Origin of the sequence: Bradyrhizobium sp. SMVTL-02 (assembly GCF_051853005.1) — a bacterium.
GTDB lineage: Bacteria > Pseudomonadota > Alphaproteobacteria > Rhizobiales > Xanthobacteraceae > Bradyrhizobium.
Window position 1 is genome coordinate 2,845,479 of sequence record NZ_CP182469.1, and the last position, 24,643, is coordinate 2,870,121.

General features: G+C 64.9%; 23 protein-coding genes and 1 pseudogene. 16 read left to right on the plus strand and 8 right to left on the minus strand.

The features are described from left to right. Nucleotides 1-25 precede the first annotated feature (25 nt). The 4 genes from ACNJYB_RS13185 (at nucleotide 26) to ACNJYB_RS13200 (ending at nucleotide 3,567) form a co-directional block, all read left to right on the plus strand. Nucleotides 26-2,449, plus strand: coding sequence for a cytochrome c3 family protein (locus tag ACNJYB_RS13185; protein WP_439374356.1), 2,424 nt, complete (start codon nucleotides 26-28; stop codon nucleotides 2,447-2,449). A 275-nt stretch (nucleotides 2,450-2,724) separates the two neighbouring features. Then, a complete protein-coding gene (locus ACNJYB_RS13190) occupies nucleotides 2,725-2,934 on the plus strand; it encodes a cold-shock protein (protein ID WP_100181166.1) in 210 nt (69 codons plus the stop codon). Nucleotides 2,935-3,033: 99 nt separating this feature from the next. Further along, nucleotides 3,034-3,288: a transcriptional regulator gene (locus ACNJYB_RS13195; RefSeq protein ID WP_439374357.1), complete on the plus strand. Its 255-nt coding sequence runs from the start codon at nucleotides 3,034-3,036 to the stop codon at nucleotides 3,286-3,288. A 54-nt stretch (nucleotides 3,289-3,342) separates the two neighbouring features. Further along, complete coding sequence (locus ACNJYB_RS13200; protein ID WP_439374358.1) at nucleotides 3,343-3,567, plus strand: hypothetical protein; 225 nt, start codon at nucleotides 3,343-3,345, stop codon at nucleotides 3,565-3,567. Nucleotides 3,568-3,597: 30 nt separating this feature from the next. On the opposite strand, the gene ACNJYB_RS13205 is transcribed toward ACNJYB_RS13200, so the two are convergent. The 5 genes from ACNJYB_RS13205 to ACNJYB_RS13225 all read right to left on the minus strand — a co-directional run bounded on the left by ACNJYB_RS13205 (nucleotide 3,598) and on the right by ACNJYB_RS13225 (nucleotide 8,341). Then, the gene (locus ACNJYB_RS13205; RefSeq protein WP_439374359.1) at nucleotides 3,598-3,840 is read right to left on the minus strand and encodes a DUF6894 family protein; all 243 of its coding nucleotides are present in this window, start codon (nucleotides 3,838-3,840) and stop codon (nucleotides 3,598-3,600) included. A gap of 4 nt (nucleotides 3,841-3,844) precedes the next feature. Next, the gene (locus ACNJYB_RS13210; protein WP_130367864.1) at nucleotides 3,845-4,024 is read right to left on the minus strand and encodes a hypothetical protein; all 180 of its coding nucleotides are present in this window, start codon (nucleotides 4,022-4,024) and stop codon (nucleotides 3,845-3,847) included. Nucleotides 4,025-4,497: 473 nt separating this feature from the next. Further along, complete coding sequence (gene frc, locus ACNJYB_RS13215) at nucleotides 4,498-5,775, minus strand: formyl-CoA transferase (protein ID WP_439374360.1); 1,278 nt, start codon at nucleotides 5,773-5,775, stop codon at nucleotides 4,498-4,500. A 63-nt stretch (nucleotides 5,776-5,838) separates the two neighbouring features. Then, nucleotides 5,839-7,572, minus strand: a complete 1,734-nt coding sequence (gene oxc / locus ACNJYB_RS13220) for an oxalyl-CoA decarboxylase (RefSeq protein ID WP_439374361.1) — start codon at nucleotides 7,570-7,572, stop codon at nucleotides 5,839-5,841. Between the two features lie 73 nt (nucleotides 7,573-7,645). Continuing rightward, nucleotides 7,646-8,341, minus strand: a complete 696-nt coding sequence (locus ACNJYB_RS13225) for a GntR family transcriptional regulator (protein ID WP_167380903.1) — start codon at nucleotides 8,339-8,341, stop codon at nucleotides 7,646-7,648. 328 nt (nucleotides 8,342-8,669) lie between these two features. Between ACNJYB_RS13225 and ACNJYB_RS13230 the strand changes: the two genes are divergently transcribed. From ACNJYB_RS13230 to ACNJYB_RS13275, 10 genes and pseudogenes are all read left to right on the plus strand, one after another. Continuing rightward, on the plus strand, nucleotides 8,670-10,799 hold the full coding sequence (locus tag ACNJYB_RS13230) for an acetate--CoA ligase family protein (protein ID WP_439374362.1): 2,130 nt from the start codon (nucleotides 8,670-8,672) through the stop codon (nucleotides 10,797-10,799). A 175-nt stretch (nucleotides 10,800-10,974) separates the two neighbouring features. Then, nucleotides 10,975-11,817, plus strand: a complete 843-nt coding sequence (locus tag ACNJYB_RS13235; RefSeq protein WP_439374363.1) for an IclR family transcriptional regulator — start codon at nucleotides 10,975-10,977, stop codon at nucleotides 11,815-11,817. A gap of 113 nt (nucleotides 11,818-11,930) precedes the next feature. Then, a complete protein-coding gene (locus ACNJYB_RS13240) occupies nucleotides 11,931-12,899 on the plus strand; it encodes a Bug family tripartite tricarboxylate transporter substrate binding protein (RefSeq protein ID WP_439374364.1) in 969 nt (322 codons plus the stop codon). After that, the gene (locus ACNJYB_RS13245; RefSeq protein WP_439374365.1) at nucleotides 12,896-13,381 is read left to right on the plus strand and encodes a tripartite tricarboxylate transporter TctB family protein; all 486 of its coding nucleotides are present in this window, start codon (nucleotides 12,896-12,898) and stop codon (nucleotides 13,379-13,381) included. The genes ACNJYB_RS13240 and ACNJYB_RS13245 overlap by 4 nt, the downstream gene beginning before the upstream one ends. Beyond that, nucleotides 13,381-14,879: pseudogene (locus ACNJYB_RS13250) on the plus strand (tripartite tricarboxylate transporter permease). Before ACNJYB_RS13245 ends, ACNJYB_RS13250 begins: the two are co-directional and overlap by 1 nt. Before the next feature lie 122 nt (nucleotides 14,880-15,001). Then, on the plus strand, nucleotides 15,002-16,804 hold the full coding sequence (locus ACNJYB_RS13255; protein WP_439374366.1) for an adenine deaminase C-terminal domain-containing protein: 1,803 nt from the start codon (nucleotides 15,002-15,004) through the stop codon (nucleotides 16,802-16,804). A gap of 155 nt (nucleotides 16,805-16,959) precedes the next feature. Then, nucleotides 16,960-18,744 (plus strand): glyoxylate carboligase, encoded by a 1,785-nt coding sequence (gcl, locus tag ACNJYB_RS13260; RefSeq protein WP_439374367.1) that lies wholly within the window; start codon nucleotides 16,960-16,962, stop codon nucleotides 18,742-18,744. 11 nt (nucleotides 18,745-18,755) lie between these two features. Beyond that, nucleotides 18,756-19,541, plus strand: coding sequence for a hydroxypyruvate isomerase (gene hyi, locus ACNJYB_RS13265; protein ID WP_439374368.1), 786 nt, complete (start codon nucleotides 18,756-18,758; stop codon nucleotides 19,539-19,541). A gap of 217 nt (nucleotides 19,542-19,758) precedes the next feature. Beyond that, complete coding sequence (locus ACNJYB_RS13270; RefSeq protein ID WP_439374369.1) at nucleotides 19,759-20,646, plus strand: 2-hydroxy-3-oxopropionate reductase; 888 nt, start codon at nucleotides 19,759-19,761, stop codon at nucleotides 20,644-20,646. Nucleotides 20,647-20,763: 117 nt separating this feature from the next. Next, nucleotides 20,764-21,147 (plus strand): DUF1236 domain-containing protein, encoded by a 384-nt coding sequence (locus ACNJYB_RS13275; protein WP_220009682.1) that lies wholly within the window; start codon nucleotides 20,764-20,766, stop codon nucleotides 21,145-21,147. A gap of 57 nt (nucleotides 21,148-21,204) precedes the next feature. Here the strand turns inward: ACNJYB_RS13275 and ACNJYB_RS13280 are convergent, their stop codons facing one another. The 3 genes from ACNJYB_RS13280 to ACNJYB_RS13290 all read right to left on the minus strand — a co-directional run bounded on the left by ACNJYB_RS13280 (nucleotide 21,205) and on the right by ACNJYB_RS13290 (nucleotide 22,801). Beyond that, nucleotides 21,205-21,567, minus strand: coding sequence for a VanZ family protein (locus ACNJYB_RS13280; protein ID WP_439374370.1), 363 nt, complete (start codon nucleotides 21,565-21,567; stop codon nucleotides 21,205-21,207). Nucleotides 21,568-21,644: 77 nt separating this feature from the next. Then, complete coding sequence (locus ACNJYB_RS13285) at nucleotides 21,645-22,241, minus strand: thiamine pyrophosphate-dependent enzyme (protein ID WP_439374371.1); 597 nt, start codon at nucleotides 22,239-22,241, stop codon at nucleotides 21,645-21,647. A gap of 8 nt (nucleotides 22,242-22,249) precedes the next feature. Then, the gene (locus ACNJYB_RS13290) at nucleotides 22,250-22,801 is read right to left on the minus strand and encodes a thiamine pyrophosphate-binding protein (RefSeq protein WP_439374372.1); all 552 of its coding nucleotides are present in this window, start codon (nucleotides 22,799-22,801) and stop codon (nucleotides 22,250-22,252) included. Nucleotides 22,802-23,042: 241 nt separating this feature from the next. On the opposite strand from ACNJYB_RS13290, the gene ACNJYB_RS13295 reads away from it, so the two are divergent. Both ACNJYB_RS13295 and ACNJYB_RS13300 read left to right on the plus strand, forming a co-directional pair. Next, complete coding sequence (locus ACNJYB_RS13295) at nucleotides 23,043-24,092, plus strand: hydroxyacid dehydrogenase (protein ID WP_439374373.1); 1,050 nt, start codon at nucleotides 23,043-23,045, stop codon at nucleotides 24,090-24,092. A 110-nt stretch (nucleotides 24,093-24,202) separates the two neighbouring features. Further along, entirely contained in the window at nucleotides 24,203-24,610 is a 408-nt protein-coding gene (locus ACNJYB_RS13300; protein ID WP_439375543.1) for a flagellar basal body rod protein FlgC, read from the plus strand. Nucleotides 24,611-24,643: the final 33 nt, after the last annotated feature.

The window sequence follows — 24,643 nt, forward strand, 5'->3', positions numbered from 1 at the left end:
GGAACGGCGGGGGCGGTAAGCGGACGTGGCACGAGGCTCGCGAAAGAACCGCAAGAGCGACAAGGTCCGCAAGGCGATAACGCCCGAACCGGTGCAGTCCCCGCCGCAGCCGCTGCATGTCCCTCGCCGCGCCACGAGGCGCTGGATCATCACCGCGAGCGCAGTGGTTGCCGCGATCGTCGTTGCTGCCGCGATCGTCGTCGGACTGCAATGGTTCGAACCATCGAAGACTCCCGTTCAGACGTCAGCGCCTGCCGAATTGGCTTTCGTCGGCAGTGAATCCTGTGCCGGCTGTCACGATGCGGAAGCAAGCCTCTGGCGGACCTCCCAGCACCGCCGCGCTATGGATCACGCGACGGCGCAGTCCGTGCGCGGCGATTTCAACGACGCGACCTTTGACCACGCCGGTACGCGCTCGCGCTTCTTCCGCAAGGACAACAAGTTCCTGGTCGAGACCGATGGGCCTGACGGCAAGCTCGCGACCTTCGAGGTGAAATACACCTTTGGCATCGACCCGCTGCAGCAATATCTGGTTGAATTTCCGGATGGGCGCGTCCAGGCTCTGTCCATCGCCTGGGACACGCGGCCGAAAGAGCAGGGCGGTCAGCGCTGGTTTCATCTCTACCCGGACAGCGCCATCACCAGCAGCGATTCCCTGCACTGGACGAAGCTGAGCCAGAACTGGAATTTCATGTGTGCGGAGTGCCATTCGACGAACGTGCACAAGGGCTATGACGCCGAGAAGAATCGCTTCGCCACTACCTTCTCCGAGATCAGCGTCGGCTGCGAGGCGTGCCACGGGGCGGGCTCGCGACATGTCGCCTGGGCGCACACCAAGCCGGCGGCGCGCGAGGCCGATAACGGCCTGCTGGTCCGCTTCGACGAGCGCACCGGGATCACCTGGTCCGCCTCCGCGGGCACGTTGGCGCCGGCACGCAACACGCCGGCGCCGGCCCTGCGCAAGGAGGTCGAGACCTGCGGGCGCTGCCACGCGCGCCGCGGGCAGCTTTCCGAAGACTGGATACCGGGCCGACCGCTCTCTGATACACACCACGTATCGCTGCTCGACCGCCAACGCTTTCATGCCGACGGCCAGATGCGCGACGACGAGGAGACCTACAATTACGCGCCGTTCAAGCAGAGCAGGATGTACGCCAAGGGCGTGACCTGCAGCGACTGCCACGACCCGCACAGCGCAACGTTGAAGGCGCCCGGAGACGGCGTTTGTTCGCAGTGCCATGCGCCCGCCAAATATGAAACCGTGGCGCATCGGCACCACGCCGGTGTCTCGTCGCCGCTGGGCTGTCCGGCCTGCCACATGCCGGAACGTCGTTACATGGTCGTCGACCGCCGCCACGACCACGGCTTGCGCGTTCCGCGTCCCGATCTCTCGGTGCAGACGGGCGTACCGAATGCGTGCAACGATTGCCATCGCGACAGGCCAGCGGCCTGGGCGGCGGATCAGATCGAGGGCTGGTTCGGGCCGGAGCGGCGCGGTCATCAGACCTATGCAGCTGCGTTCCATGCCGCCTGGAGCGAGGCTGCCGACGCGCAAGCGCAACTCGCTGCCATCGCGGAGTCGACTGACGTTCCCGGCCTCGTCCGCGCCAGCGCGCTGGCGGAGCTTCCGGCACCGATTCTCAATCTGATCAGGCAAGGGCTGTCCGATTCCGATCCGCTCGTGAGGCTCGGCGCGCTCGATCGACTCGAAGGAGCGCCCGCCGATCAGCTCTGGCCACTCGCCTCGCCGCAGTTGGACGATCCCGTGCGTGGTGTGCGCATTCGCGCCGCCGAGCTTCTGGCCGCCGTGCCTCCGGCGCGCCAGCCAGCCGCCGATCGCGACAAGTTCACGCGGGCCGCTGCCGAATTCGTCGCTGCGCAGAAGTTGAATGCGGATCGGCCGGATTCGCGAACGGCGCTTGGCAACTTCTTCGTACGCCAGGCCAATTCCGGCGCGGCGGAAGCCGAATACCGCGCCGCCCTGAGGCTCGACCCCTCGTTTGCGGCGGCCGCCGTCAACCTGTCCGACCTGTACCGGCAGCTCGGACGCGACAGTGACGGGGAGAAGATCCTGCGTGACTCACTCTCCACGTCGGCGCAGGACGCGTCTCTCCATCATGCGCTCGGGTTGACACTCGTGCGCCAGAAGCGAAGCGAGGAGGCTCTCGACGAACTGCGCCAGGCCGCCTCTCTCGACCCCGGCCAAATGCGGTACGCCTACGTCTATGCTATAGGCCTGAATGGAACGGGCCGGCGCGACGATGCACTCTCGGTGCTGAACCAAAGCCTGCGCAGACATCCGAATGATCTGGAGCTGCTTTCAGCCGCTTTGAACTTCAGCAGGGAGAAGGGAGACATCGCCGCAGCGCTTGGTTACGCCGAGCGACTGGCGCTGTTCCGGCCTGACGATCCAGGGTTGGCGAAGCTCATCAGAGAGCTCAAGCGATAGCTGCGGTGACGAGCGAGGTCTCGCCGCGGCCGTGGCTCGCCACGGCCCCCACCCGGCGTTTGAGCGTGCGTGCCGGACCCCCCGGCTGCGACTGCGATTAAATCCGCTGAGAGCCTTGCTAATGTCGATAGCGAGGTATACGGTCACTTCTGTTCGTTCAGCCGCTGTGCTTGTTGAATGCGCCTGCGGGCTCCTTTTCCAGAGACATCGACGAATTGAATCGATCTGCGTGAGCGTCACGCGGAATGCGCGCCTTTGCGCTTTGGAGAAGAAGAATGACGACAGGTACTGTGAAGTGGTTCAACGGCCAGAAGGGCTTTGGATTCATTCAACCCGACGACGGCGGGAATGACGTGTTCGTTCACGTCAGCGCGGTCGAGCGGGCTGGTCTCGCGGGTCTCGCCGAGGGCCAGAAGGTCAACTTCGAGGCCAAGACCGACAAGATGCGGGGCAAGGTCAGCGCTGAGAATCTCTCGCTGGCCTGATCTCCCAAGCGCCGTTTCACGGATGTACTGAAACGGCCACGCGACCCGCTCGATCGTAAGGATTGAGCGGGTTTTGCCCGTAGCCGAGCAGGGTGAGAGATGAGCGCCAGGAAATCGGCCGAACCGTCACCCGAATCCGTAGCGCGGGCCGAGCGTCAACGCCTGGCCGCCCAAGAGGGTGCGCAGGCGGTCGCGGATGTCGAAAGGCGCGCTGTCGATATCCGCAAGAACATGGCGCGGCTTCGCGAGCTTCGTGAGGCCAAGGAAGCGGCTGAGCAAGCAGCCGAGGCAAGTCTTCGCGCATCGTTACCGGCGCCCTCACCGAAGAAGCGCACGAGGAAGTCGCCGCGATAGCCGAATTCAACGGAGCCGCCGAGAAGCTGAAGAGGGCCGTTCACATGCGAATGAGTGCGGGTCGTGCCTAGGGTCAAGCCGGATGACGGCGGTACAATCACCTTCTTTCTCGCGCTCGGCGCGGGCCGACAGCTATGCCGTCTTGCAACAACGTTTCAGACGCAGAGGCAGGCCTTCAGTTATCTCCAGAAGTATCGAACGGAGTTCGAGCGTATCGCGCGGGCGCGCCTCGCGTCAGGTGAGCTCGAGGACGGGGTCGTGGTCCTCTCGATGCTCTAGGTAGGCCGAAGTCCGGGGCCGATCTCAACCTCAACCGGTCGGCCGGCCGGTCCCGAACAGAAATGCTGCCCGAAAGATCGGGCCATCGTCATCGCGAACCTCGATGGCCAGACCGCGGCCGCTCGCGGATGGCGCAAGGTCCTTGGCGGTATCGGCAAGAGACAGCGCAGCTTCGATCTCGCCGACTCTCTGGTTCGTCAGACTCAGTCCCTCTTCGTCCACAGCGAGTGCTTTGCCGTCCCTGATGTCGAAGTAATAATGCGGCACCGGCACTGCCTTATCTGGGACGATGTCCCTGCTTGGCCTCTCGCGCCAGTCGTTCTGCTTTCAGGCGCTCGCGATTTTCATGAAGAGACTGTTGCGCCTTCGCATAGTCGGTCATCGGCTTCTTCGTTTCGACCGGCTTGAACGCTCTGTTGGCCTCCCGCAGAGCCCGGGACGCGGGATGATCTCTCATCGTCTTGACCTCGATTTGGGTGAACAGGGCGCGGAAACGGCGTGTTCCTCGGCTCGCGGGCTGGCCGCGGTCGACTTGTCGTCGGACTGGCCCGCCTGCGCTCCCACGAGCGCGCCCGCGCAGAGATAACGGGGCGGAACCCCCGCCTGTTCCTCTTGGGGCGGAGTTAATTTGCGATCGATCGGTCCCGAGGATCTCACCTCTGGCGACACGAAAGAAGCTGGAGACCGGACGCCGTAGGGCAGGTGCCGTCCGGGACATTCACTCTTTTCGACGACGGCATAATAACCCTGTTTTGCCCGACGGGTCAAAGTTATTTCGTTGAATCAGAAATTCCTCTGGTGCCAATGCGCTGGCTACTGTGCATGGGGTTGTTTTTCCACTTTTGGTTTGAGCCCTGCGACGGCACGCGTGCGCAAGCAAAAGGGCCGTCCGTTCGGGCGGCCCTTTCGTGTTGGTTCAAATCAGTCCGCTTACTCGGCGGCCTGCTTTTGCGGCGGATCGAGCGCGCCGGACTTGTGGATGTCGGCGACCTGGTGGTCCGAGAAGCCGAGCACCGAGCGCAGGATCTCGTCGGTGTGCTCGCCGAGCAGGGGAGAGCGGGTGACCTCGCTCGGGCTCTCCGACAGCTTGATCGGGTTGCCGACCGAGATGTACTTGCCGCGGGTGGGGTGGTCGACCTCGACCACGGTACCGGTGGCGCGCAGCGACTGGTCCTCGGCGATCTCCTTCATCGACAGGATCGGCCCGCAGGGGATGTCGTCCTTGTTGAGGATCTCCATCGCCTCGAATTTGGTCTTGGTCATCGTCCACTGCTCGATGCGGGCGAAGATCTCGTTGAGCCGCGGCAGGCGGGCCGCCGGCTTGGCGTAGTTCGGATCGGTCTTCCACGTGGGCTCGCCGATCACGTCGCAGATCTTCTCCCAGACCGGGGCCTGGGTGATGAAGTAGATGTACGCGTTCGGATCGGTCTCCCAGCCCTTGCACTTCAGGATGCGGCCGGGCTGGCCGCCGCCGGAATCGTTGCCGGCACGCGGCACGGCATCGCCGAACGGGACGCCCTCGCCGAACTGGCTGTATTCCTTGAGCGGGCCATGGGCGAGGCGCTGCTGGTCGCGCAGCTTGACGCGGCAGAGGTTGAGCACGCCGTCCTGCATGGCGGCGGTGACGCGCTGGCCTTTGCCCGAATGCGTGCGCTGATAGAGCGCGGTGACGATGCCGAGCGCGAGGTGCAGGCCGGTGCCGCTGTCGCCGATCTGCGCGCCGGTCACGAGCGGCAGGCCGTCGCGGAACCCGGTGGTGGAGGCGGAGCCGCCGGTGCACTGCGCGACGTTCTCATAGACCTTGCAGTCTTCGTAGGGACCGGGACCAAAGCCCTTGATCGAGGCGACGATCATCTTCGGGTTGATCGCCTGGATCTTCTCCCAGGGGAAGCCCATGCGGTCGAGCACGCCGGGGCCGAAATTCTCGACCAGCACGTCGCACTTCTTGATCAGCTCGGTTAGGACTTCCTTGCCCTTGGGGTTCTTGGTGTCGAGCGTGATCGAGCGCTTGTTGTGGTTGAGCATGGTGAAATACAGGCTGTCCACGTTCGGGATGTCCTGCAGCTGGCCGCGGGTGATGTCACCCACGCCCGGGCGTTCCACCTTGATCACGTCGGCGCCGAACCAGGCCAGCAGCTGCGTGCAGGTCGGTCCGGACTGGACGTGGGTGAAGTCGAGAATGCGAACGCCCTCGAGCGCTTTGGTCATTATGTTGCTCCGTACTCTGTCTGCCCCTGCACCCGGCAGGGAATAAAGGGTTGAGGGGTGGACTTACTTCTTCTTCTGCAGAACGCTCTGCGGATTGAGGTTGCCGATGCGGCCGCTCTCCGAGCCCGCGGCCGGATCGATCACCGCGTTGATGAGCGTCGGCTTGCCGGACTTCATCGCCTCGTTCACGGCGCGCTTGAGCTCGTCGGGCGAGGTCGCGTTCACGCCGACGCCGCCGAAGGCTTCCATCATCTTGTCGTAACGCGCGCCCTTGACGAACACGGTGGTCGCCGGATCGGAGTTGGCGCCGTTGACGTCGGTGCCGCGATAGATGCCGTCATTGTTGAAGATGACGACGCAGATCGGCAGGTTGTAACGGCAGATGGTCTCGACCTCCATGCCGGAGAAGCCGAACGCCGAGTCGCCTTCCACCGCGAGCACGGGATGGCCGGTCTCGAGCGCGGCTGCGATCGCCTGGCCCATGCCGATGCCCATCACGCCCCAGGTGCCGACGTCGAGACGCTTGCGCGGCTTGTACATGTCGATGACGCCGCGGGCGAGGTCGAGCGTGTTGGCGCCTTCGTTGACGAGGATCGCCTCTGGGTACTCCTTGATGACGTTCTTCAAGACGCCGAGCGCGCCGTGATAATCCATCGGCGACTTGTTGTTCATGAGCTTCGGCGCCATCTTGGCGACGTTCTCTTCGCGCTTGGTCGAGACGGCCTTGGCCCATTCGGCCGGCGGCGCGGTCCAGCCGGTGCCCATCGCCTGGTTGAAGGCGGAGACCACCGAGCCGATGTCGCCGACGACGGGCGCGACGATCTCGACGTTGGAGTCCATTTCCTTCGGCTCGATGTCGACCTGGATGAACTTCTTCGGCGTCTCGCCCCAGCTCTTGCCCTTGCCGTGCGAGAGCAGCCAGTTCAGCCGCGCGCCGATCAGCATGACGACGTCGGAATCCTTCAGCACGGTCGACCGGGCCGCGCCGGCGCACTGCGGATGGGTGTCGGGCAGCAGGCCCTTGGCCATGCTCATGGGCAGGAACGGCACGCCGCTCCTCTCGACGAAAGCCTTGATCTCCTCATCAGCCTGCGCGTAGGCCGCGCCCTTGCCGAGGATGATGAGCGGACGTTTTGCGCTCTTGAGCACGTCGAGCGCGCGCTTGACCGAAGCGGGCGAGGGGATCTGCGCGGGAGCCGCGTCGATTACCTTGACCAGCGACTTCTGGCCGGCCTCGGCGTTCATGACCTGGCCAAACAGTTTTGCCGGCAGGTCGAGATAGACGCCGCCCGGACGGCCGGAGACGGCAGCGCGGATGGCGCGGGCAAAGCCGATGCCGATGTCCTGGGCGTGCAGCACGCGATAGGCCGCCTTGCACAGCGGCTTTGCGATCGCGAGCTGGTCCATTTCCTCGTAGTCGCCCTGCTGCAGGTCGACGATCTCGCGCTCGGAGGAACCCGAGACCAGGATCATCGGATAGCAGTTGGTGGTGGCGTGCGCGAGCGCGGTGAGGCCGTTGAGGAAGCCGGGCGCCGACACCGTGAGGCAGACGCCGGGCTTCTTGGTGAGATAGCCGGCGATGCCTGCGGCATAGCCGGCGTTCTGCTCGTGGCGGAAGGAGATCACGCGAATGCCGGCGGCCTGCGCCATGCGGCCCAAATCCGTGATCGGGATGCCCGGCACATTATAGATGGTGTTGATGCCGTTCAGCTTGAGCGCGTCGATGACGAGATGGAAGCCATCCGTCAGTTCCTGCTCGGTGCCCGGTGCCTCGGACTTGGTCGCGGTATTCAGCATGGGCCTTGTCTCCCTGGTCTCAAGTAACGGGGCGAATTTCTCGCCCTTCTGGTGAACGTTGCTAGGTAAAGAGTTATGTGAACAGTTCCTGGCCGTGCGCTTCGACGTAAGCGGCAAGGCCGAGGGTGTGATCGCGGGCGCGCTTCTCGGCGAGCTCGGTGTCGCGCGCCTCGAGCGCTTCGATCATGGCGAGATGCTCGGGCAGCGAGGTCGCGGTGCGGTCCTTGCGTCCGATCGTCAGTTGCCGGTAGCCGCGCACGTGCAGCAGCAAGTCGTTGGTGAGATCGACCAGCACCGGCGACTCCGACAGCGAGATCAGCGCCTGGTGGAAGGCGATGTTGGCCCTGGAATATTCCTCCACGTGATCCTCGGGCAGGCGGTCCTTGCCGAAATCCTTGAAGAAGTCGCGCAGCGCCGTGATGTCCTTCTTGCGCGCGGTGGTGGTGATGAGGCGCGCGGCCATGCTCTCCAGCGCCGCCCAGGCGCGGATCATGTCGACGATCTCGCTCTTGGTCCTGCGCACCACCATGATGCCGCGGCGCGGCACGGTCTTCACGAAGCCGTCCTGCTCGAGCATCGCGATGGCTTCGCGGATCGGCGTGCGGCTCACGCCGAGACGTTCGGACAGGGCCCGCTCGTCGAGCATCACCGGCTCGGGCGTCGAGTAGATGTCCATCTTGAGGATGGCTTCCTTCAAGGCGTCATACGCCTTGTTCTTGAAGCTGCTCTCCGGGGCAATACGAACGATTGCGATGTCTGCCTCGGCCATGTTCGGCAACGCCTTGGTTGGTTTCCGTAGTGACACGACGAATCTCCTCCAGTGGGAGTCGTCTTTTACAGGAATATTAGCGGGAAAGTTTTTGGCATACCACATGCCAGAATGTCAAGCTGCCTATTTTTTGCGGCGTTCTAAGGTGCGCCGCGACTTGACAAGTTGGCTTCTGGCATACCAAATGCCATCGCCAGCCATTTTTGATCCATGCCGGCGGAGTATCCGTTCCGCGGCATGGAACAAAGCGCGGCGAATGGCAAGCATCATGGGCGGCCGCAACACGCGCGCTTTGCAAAGAACGAACTCAGGTCAAGGGAGAAGCCACATGTCCAATTCCAAAGATGCCGTCCTCAAGGTGCTTGACCAGGTCAAGGCGGACAACCGCACCAGCCTGACGGCGCCGGAAGGCAAGCTGGTTTGCGACGCCTACGGCATTCCGGTGCCGAAGGAGGGAGTGGCCAAGTCGGCGGGCGAGGCTGGCAAGATGGCTTCCTCCATGGGCTTCCCCGTCGTGATGAAGATCGTCTCGCCGGACATTCTCCACAAGACCGAAGCCGGCGGCGTCATCGTCGGCCTCAAGACGACTGAAGAGGCCGAGAAGGCCTACGAGACCATTCTCGGTAACGCCAAGAAGTACAAGGCCGATGCCAAGATCGAGGGCGTCCAGGTGCAGCAGATGCTGGCCGGCGGCACCGAGGTCATCGTCGGCTCGATCACCGACGGCTCGTTCGGTAAGCTGGTGGCCTTCGGCCTTGGCGGCGTGCTCGTCGAAGTCCTGAAGGACATCACCTTCCGCCTCGCGCCCGCGACCAAGGAAGACGCGCTCTCGATGCTCGACAGCATCCAGGCGCATGAGATCCTGAAGGGTGTTCGCGGCGGCGAGCCGGTGAATCGCACGGCGCTCGCCGACGTCATCGTCAAGGTCTCGCAGCTCGTCACCGATTTCCCCGAGATCGTCGAGCTCGACCTCAACCCTGTGTTCGCGACCCCGAAGGGCGCGACCGCCGCCGACGTCCGCATCGTCGTCGATTTCGCCTACAAGCCGAAGCCGAAGCCGCGCCCGACCGAAGAGATCGTCGCGGCGATGAACCGCATCATGCAGCCCAAGGCGGTCGCCGTGGTCGGCGCCTCCGCGGAGGACGGCAAGATCGGCAACTCCGTGATGAAGAACCTCATCAACGGCGGTTACAAGGGCGACATCTATCCGATCCATCCCAAGGCTGCCGAGATCCTCGGCTACAAGGCCTACAAGAGCGTCAAGGACGTGCCTGGCGTGATCGACGTCGCGGTGTTCGCGATTCCCGCCAAGTTCGTGGCGGCGGCGCTGACCGAGTGCGGCGAGAAGAAAATCCCGGGCGCAGTCCTGATTCCGTCCGGCTTCGCTGAAGCCGGCGCGCCGGAGCTGCAGGCCGAGATCGTCGAGGTCGGCAAGAAATACGACATCCGGCTGATGGGACCGAACATCTACGGCTTCTATTACACGCCCGCCAATCTCTGTGCGACCTTCTGCACCGCCTATGACGTCAAGGGCCACGCGGCGCTGTCGTCGCAGTCGGGCGGCATCGGCATGGCCATCATCGGCTTCTCGCGCTCGGCCAAGATGGGCGTCTCCGCCATCGTCGGCCTCGGCAACAAGTCCGACATCGACGAGGACGATCTGCTCGCCTTCTTCGAGCAGGATCCGAACACCAATCTGATCGCGCAGCACTGCGAAGACCTCAAGGACGGCCGCGCCTTCGCGGAAGCCGCCAAGCGCGTCTCCAAGAAGAAGCCGGTCGTCGTGCTCAAGGCCGGCCGCACCTCGGCCGGTGCGAAGGCGGCGTCCTCGCACACCGGCGCGCTCGCCGGCAACGACCGCATCTATGAAGACGTGTTCAAGCAGTCGGGCGTGATCCGCGCCCGCAGCCTGCGCCAGCTGCTCGAATTCGCCCGCGGCGTGCCGGTGCTGCCCACGCCGAAGGGCGAGAACGTGCTGATCATCACCGGCGCCGGCGGCTCGGGCGTGCTGCTGTCGGATTCCTGCGTCGACAACGGCCTGTCGCTGATGTCGATGCCGCCGGATCTCGACGCGGCGTTCCGCAAGTTCATTCCGCCGTTCGGTGCGGCCGGAAATCCTGTGGATATCACCGGCGGCGAGCCGCCGATCACCTACGTCAACACCGTGAAGCTCGGCCTGTCGGATGAGCGCATCCACGCGCTGATCCTCGGCTACTGGCACACCATCGTCACTCCGCCGATGGTGTTCGCCCGCAACATGGTCGAGGTGAAGAAGGAGATGGAGGCCAAGGGTTTTGTGAAGCCCATGGTCGCCTCGCTCGCCGGCGACGTCGAGGTCGAGGAAGCCGCCGAATATCTCTACCAGCACGGCATCCCGGCCTACGCCTACTCGACCGAGCTTCCCGTCGAGGTCCTCGGCGCCAAGTACAAGTGGGCGCGCGGGGCAGGGCTGCTCTGAGCCGTTGATGTTCGCCTCTCCCCGCTTGCGGGGAGAGGCCGGAATTTGCGTCGCAAATTCCGGGTGAGGGGGAGCTTCCGCAAGGCTAACCGCTACCGTCCTTGCGGAGCCTTCCCCTCACCCTGACCTTCTCCCCGCGAGCGGAGAGAGGGGAAAAGAACGAATACAGGTCGCGATGAACAAGAACGTGATCCGGCGCAAACCGCACGAAGCCCGGTCGTCATCGGAGGCCGAGCACGAAGCGCGCGACGGCGGCGTGCAGTCGGTCGACCGCGCGCTATCGATCCTCGAAACGCTGGCCGAGGACGACGAAGGCTATCGCCTCAGCGATCTTGCCGTACGCACCGGCCTGTCCCCCTCGACCGTGCACCGCCTGCTGGCGACGCTTGAAAGCCGCCGCTTCGTGCAGTTCGATCGCGCCGAATCCAAGTGGCATGTCGGCGCTCGCAGCTTCACCGTAGGTGCGAGCTTTGCCCGGCGGCGCAATTTCTCGGCGCAGGCCGTTCCCTACTTGCGCAAGCTGCGCGATCTCACCCGCGAAACCGCCAATCTCGCCGTCGTCGACGACGAGTTCATCATCGTGCTGACCCGCATGGAGAGCCGCGAGATCATGCGCTCGCTGACCCAGATGGGCGGACGCGTCCCCATGGTGACATCAGGCGTCGGCAAGGCGGTGCTCGCGACCTATTCGGACGAGGACGTCGGAGCCGTCATCCGCCATCACGGCATGCCGCGGCTGACCGAAAAGTCGATCGTGCGACCGAGCGACCTGTTCAGGGAGCTCGAAAAGATCCGCAAGCAGGGCTTTGCGATCGACGACGAGGAGGCCTGTATGGGCCTGCGCTGTATTGCCGCAGTTGTCTATAACGACTGCGCCGAGCCGCTGGCGGCGATCTCCGTCTCGGGCATGACCAGCCGCCTGACCGACGACAGGCTGCCGGAAATCGGGCAAATCGTGCGTGATGTCGCCGGTGAGCTGACCGTCGCACTGGGCGGTGTGATGCCGGCCTCCAGCTAACCTGGAACCCAGGCCTGTCGCTGGACAGCATCGGCCGTTTTGGCTGATATGCGGCCAAACGACACAATGCGGCAAACAATCAACACGTCCGCACGAGCCTGGAGAATGCCCCCATGTTTCGATTTCCTGCGCGCCTTGTCGGCGCAGCCGTCGCGCTGACGCTCGCGGCGGCGACGCCTGCCTTTGCCCAGCAGCTCGAGCTCAAGCTGATGGCGCCGGCAGCCCCGGGCGGGGGCTGGGACCAGACCGCGCGCTCGATGCAGCAGGCGCTGGTTGCTTCCGGCGTCGCGCGCAGCGTGCAGGTTACCAACGTTCCGGGCGCCGGCGGCAGCGTGGGCATCGCGCAGTTCGTCAACGGCGCCAAGGGCGACGGCAACCAGATGATGGTCAACGGCTTCGTCATGGTCGGCGCGCTCGCCATGAACAAGTCGCCGGTGACGCTGGAGCAGGTAACGCCGATCGCGCGCCTCACCGAGGAAATCCAGGTGATCGTGGTGCCCGCGAATTCGCCGATCAAGCACGCGCAGGATCTCGCCGCCGCGGTGAAGGCCGATATCGCCAAGGTGACCTTCGCCGGCGGCTCGGCCGGGGGCGTCGATCATGTGATGGCCGCGCTGTTCGCCGGCGCTGTCGGCGCCGACGCCAAGAAGATCAACTACATCCCGTTCTCCGGTGGCGGCGAGTCGCTCGCGGCGATCCTCGGCGGCAAGGTCACCGCGGGCATTTCGGGCCTCAGCGAATATGAAGGGCAGATCAAGTCCGGCAAGCTGCGCGCGATCGGCGTGACCTCGGAGAAGCGCATCGCAGGCAGCGATATCCCGACCTTCAAGGAGCAGGGCATCGATCTCGTGATCGCCAATTGGCGCTCGGTGGTCGCGCCTCCCGGCATCACGCCGGAGCAGCGCAAGATCCTGAGCGATGCCGTCGAGAAGATGGTGAAGTCGGACGCCTGGAAGGAGATTCTCAAGCAGAAGGGCTGGGAGGACGCCTATCTCGGCGGCGACGCCTTCGCCGACTTCCTGAAGAAGGAGACCGTGCGTGTCACCGACGTGCTGAAATCGGTCGGCCTCGTCAAATCATGACCTCAGGCGATCCTGCCCAGCCGCCGCGGCGCGTCGATCGCGCCGGCATCGTCATCGCCGCGCTGCTCGCCGCGCTTGCAGCGGTGCTGGTCTGGGACGCGCGCGGCCTGCAATCCGCCGCGATGTACGGCATGGGGCCGGAGGCGATGCCGGTCGTCGTCGCCAGCGGCATTGCGCTGCTCGCGATCGGCAATTTCATCGATGCGCTGCGCGGCAATCTGCCGGCGCGCGAGAGCGCCGATCCCGTGCCTGTTGTCCTGATCCTCGTCGGCCTTGCGCTGCTGATCGCCATCGTTGGCTTTGGCGGCGGCTTCATCCTCGCGACATCTGCGTTGTTCGTCACGACGTCGGCGGCGTTCGGCCGCCGCGCCGTCCTCGTCGACAGCATCATTGCCCTCGTGATGTCGACCGTCATCTATCTCGCCTTTGACCGGCTGTTGACGCTGAGCCTTCCGGCCGGCCCCCTGGAGCGACTGCTGTGATGGACACCTTTGCCGCGCTGGCGCACGGCATGGCCGTTGCCGTCCAGCCGATGAACCTGCTCTATGCGCTGATCGGCGTGTTCCTCGGCACGGCTGTGGGCGTGTTGCCCGGCATCGGCCCCGCGCTGACGGTCGCGCTGCTGCTGCCGGTGACTACAAGCTCGACCCCGGCGGCTCGCTGATCATGTTCGCCGGCATCTATTACGGCGGCATGTATGGCGGCTCGACCACCGCGATCCTGATCAATACGCCCGGCGAGAGCGCCTCGATGGCAACTGCGCTCGAAGGCAACAAGATGGCCAAGGCCGGCCGCGGCGGGCCGGCGCTGGCGACCTCCGCGATCGGCTCCTTCGTCGCCGGCACCATCGCCACGATCGGCCTTGCGTTCCTCGCGCCATGGCTGGTCGATGTCGCCGTGCGCTTCGGCCCCGAGGATTATTTCGCGCTGATGTGCGTCGCCTTCGTCACGGTGTCGGCGACCTTCGGCGATTCCCCGATCCGCGGCCTGACCAGCCTGTTCATCGGCCTGACGCTGGGTCTCGTCGGTATCGACAAGTTGACCGGCCAGGCCCGGCTTGCGTTCGGTGTGCCTGAATTGCTCGACGGCGTCGAGGTGACGACGCTGGCGGTCGGCCTGTTCGCGGTGGGCGAGGCGCTCTACGTCGCCTCGCGCCGTCACCACACCGAGGAGAAGCTCGAGCCGGTGCGCGGCTCGCTGTGGATGACGAGGGAAGACTGGAAGCGGTCGTGGAAGCCGTGGCTGCGCGGCACCCTGTTTGGCTTCCCGATCGGCGCACTGCCCGCGGGCGGTGCTGAGATCCCGACATTCCTGTCCTATTCGACCGAGAAGCGGCTGACGAAGCATCCCGAGGAATTCGGCAAGGGCGCGATCGAAGGCGTGGCCGGACCCGAAGCCGCCAACAATGCCTCTGCCGCCGGCACGCTGGTGCCGCTCCTGACGCTGGGACTGCCGACCTCGGCAACGGCCGCGATGATGCTGGCTGGCTTCCAGCAATACGGGCTCAACCCGGGCCCGCTGCTGTTCGCCGAACGGCCCGATCTGGTCTGGGGCCTGATCGCGAGCCTGTTCATCGCCAACATGATGCTGCTGGTGCTCAACCTGCCGCTGGTCGGCCTCTGGGTGCGGCTGCTCGCGATCCCGCAGCCCTGGCTCTATGCCGGCATCCTCGTGTTCGCGACCATGGGCACCATCGCGGCAAAGCCGTCGGTGGTCGAATTGTCGATGCTGGCCGGCTTCGGCGTGCTCGGCTTCCTGATGCGCCGGTTCGATTTTCCGATCGCACCCGTCGTGGTCGGCCTGATCCTCGGCCCGATCGCCGAGAGCCAGCTCCGCCGCGCGCTCGCCATCAGCCTAGGCGACCCCATGACGCTGCTGCAGAGCCCGATCTCGGCGACGCTGCTCGGCGTCGCTCTGATCGCGCTGCTCGCACCCTTCGTGCTGAAGGGGCTCGGCCGGTTCAAGGCGAACGAGGATTAGCGGAACTCATCAAACGGCACCTTTGCCCAATGCGTAAGCAGAGGTGCAGTTTTATTTGAGTTGCCCCTGCCGCTGTCGGGGGCAACCATCGCTGGGCTGTCCAATCTCCGCGAGAGCCCCCGATGACCAAACTCACCCGTTTTTCCGTCGCGCCGCTGCACAGCATGACGAGGCGCCTCGCCGACGTCGCCTCGGCGCGCGTCGCGCCCGATCTCGTCATCACGGGGGCGCGGGTGCTCTCGACCTATTCGGAACGTATCCATTCGAACCGTGAGGTCTGGATCACCGGCGGCCGCATCGCGGCAGTGAAGGCGGCCGGCACGGCAAAGAAGGCGTGGAGTGACGTCATGACTTACGACGCCGCAGGCGGCATCATCGCTCCAGGCCTCGTCGATCCGCACATTCACATCGAATCCTCGATGGTGACGGCCTGCGCCTATGCCGAGGCCGCGCTGCTCAACGGCACCACGACGATCTTCTGCGACAGCCACGAGATCGGCAACGTCATGGACGTCGCCGGGGTCGAGGCGATGCTGGAGGACGCGCGCGCGGCGCCGCTCTCGATCTTCCTGACGGTGCCGAGCACGGTACCGGCCACTTCGGCGGAACTGGAGACGGCCGGCGGCGATCTCACGCCGGACAAGATCGCCGGCCTGTTCGACCGCTGGCCGGAAGCGGTCGGGCTTGGCGAGAAGATGGATTTCGTGCCTGTCACGATGGGCGACGAGCGCAGCCACGCCATCCTCGCCGCCGCGCTGAAGCGCGGGCGGCCGGTGTCCGGCCATGTCTACGGCCGTGAATTCGTCGCGGCCTATGCGGCATCCGGCGTTACCGACACCCATGAGGCGATCGACCGCGACATCGCCGACGATCTGCTCGATGCCGGCGTCTGGATCTTCCTTCGTGGCGGCCCGCCGACGACGCCCTGGCATTCGCTGCCCCAGGCGATCCGGACGATCACCGAGCTCGGCGCCTCGCACAAGCGCACGGCGGTGTGCACCGACGACCGTGATGCCGACGATCTGCTGCTGTTCGGCCTCGATTCGGTGGTGCGCGAAGCCGTGAAGGCGGGGATGTCGCCGGAGCAGGCCTGGTCGATGGGCTCGCTGCACGGCGCGACGCGCTTCGGCATGGAGGGCGACATTGGCGGTCTCGGCGGCGGCCGCCGCGCCGATCTCGTGCTGATGGACGATCAGCTCAAGCCGCAATGCACCTGGTATGGCGGCGAGCTCGTGGTTGAGCAGGGCAAGATTACGGATAGCCTCGATCAGGCGCTGTCGCAGCGCTACCAATATCCCAAGGCGGCCTATGCCACGGTCAAGCTGCCGGAGAAGATCAAGCTGACGCCGGAACTCCCGGCGAAGGCCTGCACCGTCAACGCCATCAAGACCGCATTGCCCGGCATCACCTTGATCCACGAGAAGGTCGCGATCGAGCCGGCAAAGGATTGGCCGTCGCTGTTCGCGCGCTACGGCCTCTGCTTCGTCACGGTGGTCGAGCGCCACGGCAAATCGGCCGGCAATGTCGCCTACGGCCTGCTGAAGGACTTCGGCCTGAAGCGCGGTGCGGTCGCCTCCAGCGTCGGCCACGACAGCCACAACATCATCGTCGCCGGCACCAACGAAGCTGACATGCAGGTCGCGATCGCCGCGATCAGGGAAGAGCAGGGCGGCGTCTGCGTCGTCGCCGACAGCAAGGTGAGTGCGCTGGTTCCGCTGCCGATCGCGGGACTCCTGTCCGACAAACGCGTGACCGAGGTGGCTGAAGAGGTCAAGGTCCTGAAGAAGGAATGGGCTGAAGCCGGGTGCACCATCCCCTACATGGGTTTCAATTTGATTCCCCTATCGGTCATTCCGGAAATCCGCATTACCGACAAGGGCCTCGTGCTGGTCCCGCAAATGGAGCTTGCGCCGCTGTTCGAGTGAAGCGGCTTTCACGCGTTTCACGATCTAACTGATTGAGACCACCCACGATTTTTCCACGGCTGCCGCATCGTGGAAAATAAAATCGATCTCGTTGAGATCGCATCCCGCGCATCTGATGATCTCGCTCGCTGACTTAAACCCAAGCGAGGTCCGATATGGCGAAGATGCGAGCTGTCGATGCGGCCGTGCGTATCCTGGAGAAAGAGGGCATCTCGACCGCCTTCGGTGTTCCCGGCGCCGCGATCAATCCGCTGTACTCGGCGCTGAAGAAGCGCGGGTCGATCCGCCACATCCTGGCGCGCCATGTCGAGGGCGCATCGCACATGGCGGAGGGCTACACAAGGGCGAAGGCCGGCAATATCGGCGTCTGCATTGGCACCTCGGGGCCGGCCGGCACCGACATGATCACCGGGCTTTATTCGGCGATCGCCGATTCCATTCCGATCCTCTGCATCACCGGTCAGGCGCCGCGGGCGCGGCTCTACAAGGAGGATTTCCAGGCCGTCGACATCGAATCGATCGCCAAGCCCGTGACCAAATGGTCGGTGACGGTGCGCGAGCCGGCGCTGGTGCCGCGCGTGTTCAGCCAGGCATTTCACATCATGCGCTCGGGAAGGCCGGGACCGGTGCTGATCGACATGCCGCTCGACGTGCAACTCGCCGAGATCGAGTTCGACGACGAGACCTATGAGCCGCTGCAGGTCTACAAGCCCGCGGCGACCCGCAAGCAGGTCGAGAAGGCGCTGGAGATGCTCAATGCCGCCGAGCGGCCGCTGATCGTCGCCGGCGGCGGCATCATCAACGCCGATGCCTCGGACCTTTTGGTCGAGTTCGCCGAGATCGCCAACGTTCCTGTCGTGCCGACGCTGATGGGATGGGGCGCGATCCCCGACGATCACGTGCTGATGGCCGGCATGGTCGGCCTTCAGACCAGCCATCGCTACGGCAATGCGACGCTGCTCGAATCCGATTTCGTGCTCGGCATCGGCAATCGCTGGGCCAATCGCCATACCGGCTCGGTCGAGACCTACATCAAGGGCCGCAAATTCGTTCACGTCGATATCGAGCCGACCCAGATCGGGCGCGTGTTCAATCCCGATCTCGGCATCGTCTCGGACGCGAAGGCGGCGCTCGAGCTCTTCGTCACCGTCGCCAGGGAGTGGCGGCGGTCAGGCAGGCTTCGCGAGCGCCAGGCCTGGCCCGCTGCCTGCCGCGATCGCAAGAAGACCATGCTGCGCAAGAGCCATTTCGACAACGTTCCGATCAAGCCGCAGCGCGTCTATGAGGAGATGAACAAGGCGTTCGGCCGCGACACCACCTATGTCACGGTGATCGGCCTATCGCAGATCGCCGGCGCGCAATTCCTGGGCGTCTACAAGCCGCGCAACTGGATCAACGCGGGGCAGGCGGGCCCGCTCGGCTGGACGCTGCCCGCCGCGCTCGGCGTGCGCGCGGCGTGCCCTGAGCGCGAGATCGTGGCGCTGTCGGGCGACTACGACTTCCAGTTCCTGATCGAGGAGCTCGCGGTCGGCGCGCAGTTCAATCTGCCCTACATCCACGTCGTCGTGAACAATTCCTATCTCGGCCTGATCCGCCAGGCCCAGCGCGGCTTCGACATGGACTATCATGTCCAGCTCTCCTTCGAGAACATCAACGCGCCCGAGATCGGCGTCTACGGCGTCGACCATGTCACGGTGGCCGAAGGCCTCGGCTGCAAGGCGGTCCGCGTCACCGACCCCAAGGACACGCAGGCCGCATTCGCCACCGCGCGCGAATTGATGGCGAAGCACCGCGTGCCTGTCGTTGTCGAGTTCATCCTCGAACGCGTCACCAACATCGCGATGGGCACGGAGATCGACAACGTCGTCGAGTTCGAGGAGGTGCTGGATCTGCCGCTCGAAGAAGTCGAAACCACGCGCGTGCTGCAGCCGGCGGAATAGGGGAGAGCATCATGCCGAAATTCGCCGCCAACCTCACCATGCTCTTCAACGAGATGCCGTTTCTCGACCGCTTCGCCGCGGCGAAGGCGGCAGGCTTTGCCGGGGTCGAGTATCTCTTTCCCTATGATTTCGACAAGGCGCAGCTGCGCGAGCAGCTGGAGGCCCATGGCCTCACGCAGGTGCTGCACAATCTGCCGGCCGGAAACTGGGCCGGAGGCGAGCGCGGCATCGCGATCCTGCCCGACCGAACCGCCGAATTCCGTGACGGCGTCTTCCGTGCCATCGACTATGCCAAGGCGCTCGATTGCGACCAGCTCAACTGCCTCGTCGGCATCGCGCCGGATGGCGCCGATCCGCGCGCGCTTCAGGAGACGCTGGTCGGCAACCTGCGCTTCGCCGCGTCGACGCTGGCGCGGGAGAACATCAAGCTGCTGGTCGAGCCGATCAACACGCTCGACATTCCCAGCTTCTATCTCAACGGCACCGAGCAGGCAGTGCAGCTGATCTCCGAGGTGCGCTCGAACAATCTGTTCGTTCAGTACGACGTCTATCACATGCAGATCATGGAGGGCGATCTCGCCCGCACCGTGCAGGCATACCTGCCCGAGATCGCCCACATCCAGCTCGCCGACAATCCCGGCCGCCACGAGCCCGGCACCGGCGAGATCAACTATCCCTTCCTGTTTCGCCATCTCGACGCGATCGGCTATCGCGGCTGGATCGGTTGCGAATACAAGCCGCGCACGACGACGCTGGAAGGCCTCTCCTGGCACGCGGCACAGACATTCGAGACGTGAGAGCGCAGCCACGGTGCCGGTGCGCTCCCTCTCCCGCTTGCGGGAGAGGGCTGGGGAGAGGGTGTCTCCGCGGTGGGGCTTTCCGAGATGCGCCGAGAAATTCCCCGGTCGGATAGAACCCTCACCCGGCGCTGCGTGCCGATCTCCCCCGCAAGCGGGAGACGTGCAGCGAGTACGCGGATAGATTCCGCTTATGCAACTGAGAGAGAGCTAAACCATGATCGACATCGGCTTCATCGGACTTGGCACCATGGGACGGCCGATGGCCGGCCACCTCCTGGCCGCAGGCCATCGGGTGTTCCTGCATGACGTCGCGCCTGTTGCGGCTGAGCTGATCTCTTCGGGCGGCCTCGCCTGCAAATCGGCGAAGGAGGTCGCGGAGGAGGCAGACGCCGTCATCATCATGGTGCCGGATACGCCGCATGTGGAAGCAGTGCTGTTCGGCAAGGACGGCGTCGCGAGCGGCATCTCCAAGGGCAAGATCGTCGTCGACATGAGCTCGATCTCGCCGCTGGCCACGAAGGAGTTTGCGAAGAAGATCGAGGCGCTGGGTGCGGACTATCTCGATGCGCCGGTGTCCGGCGGGGAGGTCGGGGCGAAAGCCGCCAGCCTCACCATCATGGTCGGCGGTCCCGAGCGGGCCTTCGGCACCATGAAGCCGATCTTCGACAAGATGGGCAAGAACGTCACCCATGTCGGCGCCAATGGCGACGGCCAGACCACGAAGGTCGCCAACCAGATCATCGTTGCCCTGACCATCGAGGCTGTGAGCGAAGCGCTGCTGTTTGCATCGAAAGCCGGTGCGAATCCCGCGCTGGTGCGCAAGGCGCTGATGGGCGGCTTTGCCTCGTCGCGAATCCTCGAGGTGCATGGCGAGCGCATGGTGAAGCGCAATTTCGATCCGGGCTTCCGCATCGAGCTGCACCAGAAGGATCTCAACCTCGCGCTCGAAGGCGCGCGTGCGCTCGGCCTGTCGTTGCCGAGCACGGCGGTGGCGCAGCAATTGTTCTCGTCCTGCACCGCGCATGGCTGCAAGGGCTGGGATCACTCGGCCCTGGTGCGGGCGCTGGAACTGATGGCGGGCCACGAGATCGCCGCAGCCTGAACTGTTACGCGGTAACACTCTCCGGATGTGTGATGCATCTTTGGTCGCAGGGGAACCGGAACAATGCCCCGTGTCCGCGGGTTCAAGCTGCACAACAATCACTGGAGACATCAGGACATGAAAACCCGTCTTGCGATTACGTTGGCCGCCGCGTCGCTGCTGGCGTCGAGTGCGGCCTTTGCCCAGTCGACCACCGAACAGGGCGCCAGGGACGGCGCGCGCGCGGGTGGCGACATCGGCGGCCCGATCGGCGCGATGGTCGGCGGCACCGTCGGTGCGGCCGTCGGCGCGGGCCTCGAAATTCCGAATGCGGTGCTCGGAGGAATCCCGCGCGATGACTCCGTCGTGGTCCACGAGCGCGTCGTGGTCGGTGAGCCGCTGCCTCCGACCGTGGTGCTTCGGCCGGTGCCGAACTACACCGAATATCGCTATGCAGTCGTGAACGATCGGCGCGTGATCGTCGAGCCGCGTACGCGCCGTGTCGTCAAGATCATCGACTGATCGGCGCAGTAAAGGCTTCGAAGAGCCGGGCCCTGCGGAGCATCGCTCCGCGGGGCCTCAGCCTGTCAGGGCCGAGTTTTCCCGAAATCGGGTCATGACCCAGTCGGCGACGGCGGCGAGCGCAAACCCGATGCAGGCGGTGCCGGCATCGACCAGAAAATCCTCCAGTCGCGTATGGCGCCCCGGGGCCCAGAATTGCATCAGCTCGAGCAGGCCGATCAGGACCACCGATGCGGCCGCGACTGCCAGGCGCCGCTGCCGATAGGCGAGGCCGAAGGCCAGCCCGACGAGAATGAAGGCCAGCGCATGCTCGCCGTCCTGGCCGAGGTCGGAATGGGGCCGCAGGCCCGGGGGCCCGAGTGTTGCAAGGGTCACGGCGGCAGCAAGCAGCCAGGCAAAGGCGCGAACAAAAATGGACATCCGCGCCGCTTAGCACGGAATAGTCGGGGACTGGCGCGGGATTCGGATCAGATCGCCGTGTAGTTAATGACGGAATGTTAAAGCGGCTCGCGGACGCCGAGGCCGTGCATGAAGCGTTCCCGGATCTGCACGGGATCGCGCCTTGGGGTGCCGACGCCCGGCTTGTCGTCGATGCGAACCGCGATCAGGCTCGGCTCTGAGGCCGACATCGCCTCCTCGACCAGGCGCTCGAAATCCTCCTCGTCCGCGGCCCAGCCGCTGTTGGCGAGCCCTGAGCCGGTCGCGATCGCGACGATGTCGGCGACGCCGGCTGCCGGCGTCGGCTGCGCGCCGGTGATCTGGTAGATGCCGTTGTCCATCACGATCATGATCAGGTTCTTCGGCTTCAACATCGCGATCGTCGAGAGCGCGCCGAGCTGCATCAGGAGCGAGCCGTCGCCTTCGAGCGCAAACACGCGGCGCTCGGGCTGCGCCAGCGCTACGCCGAGCGCGATCGGGAAGGCGAGGCCCATGCTGCCCAGCATGTAGAAGTTCTGGGAGCGGTGGCCGGCGGCCCAGAGGTCGAAATTGGTGTTGCCGATGCCGCCGATCACGGCTTCCTCGTGCTTGAGCTTCGCGATCAGGCGCGAGGTGACGTCGAAGCGGTTCATCACCTTGGTGTTGCGATTATCCATGGCCCGCCTCACTTGTCGAAAACCTTGCCGCCCGTGAGCAGCGGGTTGAGGATCAGCGCCACCGGCGCCTGCGTGGTTACGGCCTGCTTTATCGAGCGGTCGGCGATGAATTCGAGCTCGTCGAGCCGGGTGATGGTGTGGTGCTCCAGCGCGAGCGAATCCAGCACCGGGCGCATGGTACGGCAGACAAGCGACTGGCCGTAGTTGAATTCGCCGAGCGTGCCGCGCTCGGAGACGAACATGATCAGCGGGATCTGGTAGGGCACAGCGAGCGAGGCCAGCACGTTGGCGAGCGTGGCAAAGCCCGAGGTCTGCATCAGCACCGCGCCGCGCCGTCCGCCCATCCAGGCGCCGGAGACGATGCCGACGGCCTCTTCCTCGCGGGCGGTGGCGAAGGTGGTGAAGAAGGGATCGGCGTGCAAGCTCTTGATCAGCGGCGTCAGCACGCGGTCGGGCACGTAAGGGATCAGGCTGATCTCGTTCCGCTTCAGGGCTTGCAGGACGATGCCATGCCAGCTTCTGTCGCCGGTCCCCTGTGCCTGTTGTTCCGCAATCGCCATTGCGTTCTCCCTGCGGCCGCGCATGCTTATTGGTTCTGGTCGTCGCGGCAGTCTGCCGAACTTGACGCAGGCGGCCGGATTGTCAACATGTCCGGGCCGGCACCGTGATCTGCGCCGGACGGGCTGCCGTGGCCGGCACCGCCATGGCATAAGCGGCTATAACCAGAAAGCGGAGGGGCACGGACGCGCGCGCATCGCGCTGACCTTGCGGATCTCCCACGAGAGAGTCGGAAGGGTCCTGATGTCCGCCAACAGCAAGCGCGTCTTCTACGTCAAATACCTGGCCAATCCGATCTATGTCGACATCCTGAAGGCGCGGCCCGACGTCCGGCTCGACCGGATCGAGAATGAAAGCCCCGAGGACTTTTACGCACCGATCCTGAGTGCGGCCCATGTCTACCAGATCGGCGCCGCCCGCGATGAGCTCGCCCCGCATTTCCATGTCGATGCCGCCTTCCTGAAGCGCACGCCGAACCTCCTGCTCGTGTCCAGCAACGGCGCGGGCTTCGACCCCGTCGATGTCGAGGCCTGCACGGCCGCGGGCGTCGTCGTCGTCAACCAGTCCGGCGGCAATGCCCATTCCGTCGCCGAGCACGCGCTGGCGATGATGCTGACGCTGTCCAAGCGGATCATCCAGTCCGATCGCCGCCTGCGCCGCGAGCGGGACGTCAACCGCAACGAGCTCGTCGGCAACGAGGTCCAGCGCAAGACCGTCGGCATCATCGGCCTCGGCAATGTCGGCCGTCGCATCGCCGCCCTGTGCAAGGGCCTGCTCGGCATGAAGGTGCTGGCCTATGATCCCTATCTCACCGCCGAGGTGATGGCCGAACGGGGCGGCGAGAAGGTCGAGCTCGACGAGCTCTTGCGCCGCGCCGATTTCGTCTCGATCTCCTGTCCGCTCGACAAGAAGAGCCGCAACATGATCAGCACGCGCGAATTCGCGCTGATGCAGCCGCACGCGTACTTCATCACGACGGCGCGCGGCTTCATCCACGATGAGGACGCGCTGCTGCAGGCGCTGCGCGACAAGCGCATCGCCGGCGCCGGCCTCGACGTCTGGTCCAAGGAGCCTCCGCCGCCGGAGCATCCGCTGCTCCAGTTCGACAACGTGCTGGCGAGCCCGCACACCGCCGGCGTCACCATCGAGGCGCGTCAGAACATGGGCCGCATCGCCGCCGAGCAGGTGCTGGAGACGCTCGACGGCAAGCGCCCGCCGCGTATCATCAATCCCGAGGTCTGGCCGGTCTATGCCGAGCGCTTCAACCGGGCGTTTGGCGTGATGCCGGGGTAGGGCGCGCGAAGTCCGTGCCGATCGTTGGTTACGCGGACGAAAACAGAAAGCGGCGGATTTTACTGATGGGGTGAATGAACGCGTATGATTTGTCCCGTACATCAGCGTTCATGAGCATACTTTCGATTGCGACATCCGGACTTTCTGCGGCGAGCCTGCGCGTGAGCGTGGCCGCGAGCAACATTGCCAACATCAGTGCGACGGGCCCGCTGCCAGCATCCGGCATCGCTCCGACGTTTCCCTATGTGCCGCTGCGGGTCGATCAGGTCTCTCAATCGAGCGGCTCGACGCCGGGCGGTGCGGCTGCGACCGTGTCGACGGTGTCGCCGAGCTATACCGCGCAATCGGACCCAGGCTCTCCCTTCGCAAACCAGGACGGCCTGGTCGCGGCGCCGAACGTCGATCTCGCCAGCGAATTCGTTCAGCTGGCGACCGCAAAGTACAGCTTCATTGCCAACGCGAAGGTCATTCAAGCCGACGCCGAGACCGAAGACACACTCCTCGATATCAAAGCGTGATGGCTGATGCCGGCCTCTCTTGCCGGCATCCGG

Excerpts from the sequence above, each read along its gene's own strand:
- ACNJYB_RS13190 (WP_100181166.1), top strand. The coding sequence starts at position 2,725 with ATGACGACAGGTACTGTGAAGTGGTTCAACGGCCAGAAGGGCTTTGGA.
- ACNJYB_RS13195 (WP_439374357.1), top strand. The coding sequence starts at position 3,034 with ATGAGCGCCAGGAAATCGGCCGAACCGTCACCCGAATCCGTAGCGCGG.
- ACNJYB_RS13210 (WP_130367864.1), bottom strand. The coding sequence starts at position 4,024 with ATGAGAGATCATCCCGCGTCCCGGGCTCTGCGGGAGGCCAACAGAGCG.
- frc (WP_439374360.1), bottom strand. The coding sequence starts at position 5,775 with ATGACCAAAGCGCTCGAGGGCGTTCGCATTCTCGACTTCACCCACGTC.
- oxc (WP_439374361.1), bottom strand. The coding sequence starts at position 7,572 with ATGCTGAATACCGCGACCAAGTCCGAGGCACCGGGCACCGAGCAGGAA.
- ACNJYB_RS13225 (WP_167380903.1), bottom strand. The coding sequence starts at position 8,341 with ATGGCCGAGGCAGACATCGCAATCGTTCGTATTGCCCCGGAGAGCAGC.
- ACNJYB_RS13230 (WP_439374362.1), top strand. The coding sequence starts at position 8,670 with ATGTCCAATTCCAAAGATGCCGTCCTCAAGGTGCTTGACCAGGTCAAG.
- ACNJYB_RS13235 (WP_439374363.1), top strand. The coding sequence starts at position 10,975 with ATGAACAAGAACGTGATCCGGCGCAAACCGCACGAAGCCCGGTCGTCA.
- ACNJYB_RS13240 (WP_439374364.1), top strand. The coding sequence starts at position 11,931 with ATGTTTCGATTTCCTGCGCGCCTTGTCGGCGCAGCCGTCGCGCTGACG.
- ACNJYB_RS13245 (WP_439374365.1), top strand. The coding sequence starts at position 12,896 with ATGACCTCAGGCGATCCTGCCCAGCCGCCGCGGCGCGTCGATCGCGCC.
- ACNJYB_RS13255 (WP_439374366.1), top strand. The coding sequence starts at position 15,002 with ATGACCAAACTCACCCGTTTTTCCGTCGCGCCGCTGCACAGCATGACG.
- gcl (WP_439374367.1), top strand. The coding sequence starts at position 16,960 with ATGGCGAAGATGCGAGCTGTCGATGCGGCCGTGCGTATCCTGGAGAAA.
- hyi (WP_439374368.1), top strand. The coding sequence starts at position 18,756 with ATGCCGAAATTCGCCGCCAACCTCACCATGCTCTTCAACGAGATGCCG.
- ACNJYB_RS13270 (WP_439374369.1), top strand. The coding sequence starts at position 19,759 with ATGATCGACATCGGCTTCATCGGACTTGGCACCATGGGACGGCCGATG.
- ACNJYB_RS13275 (WP_220009682.1), top strand. The coding sequence starts at position 20,764 with ATGAAAACCCGTCTTGCGATTACGTTGGCCGCCGCGTCGCTGCTGGCG.
- ACNJYB_RS13280 (WP_439374370.1), bottom strand. The coding sequence starts at position 21,567 with ATGTCCATTTTTGTTCGCGCCTTTGCCTGGCTGCTTGCTGCCGCCGTG.
- ACNJYB_RS13285 (WP_439374371.1), bottom strand. The coding sequence starts at position 22,241 with ATGGATAATCGCAACACCAAGGTGATGAACCGCTTCGACGTCACCTCG.
- ACNJYB_RS13290 (WP_439374372.1), bottom strand. The coding sequence starts at position 22,801 with ATGGCGATTGCGGAACAACAGGCACAGGGGACCGGCGACAGAAGCTGG.
- ACNJYB_RS13295 (WP_439374373.1), top strand. The coding sequence starts at position 23,043 with ATGTCCGCCAACAGCAAGCGCGTCTTCTACGTCAAATACCTGGCCAAT.
- ACNJYB_RS13300 (WP_439375543.1), top strand. The coding sequence starts at position 24,203 with ATGAGCATACTTTCGATTGCGACATCCGGACTTTCTGCGGCGAGCCTG.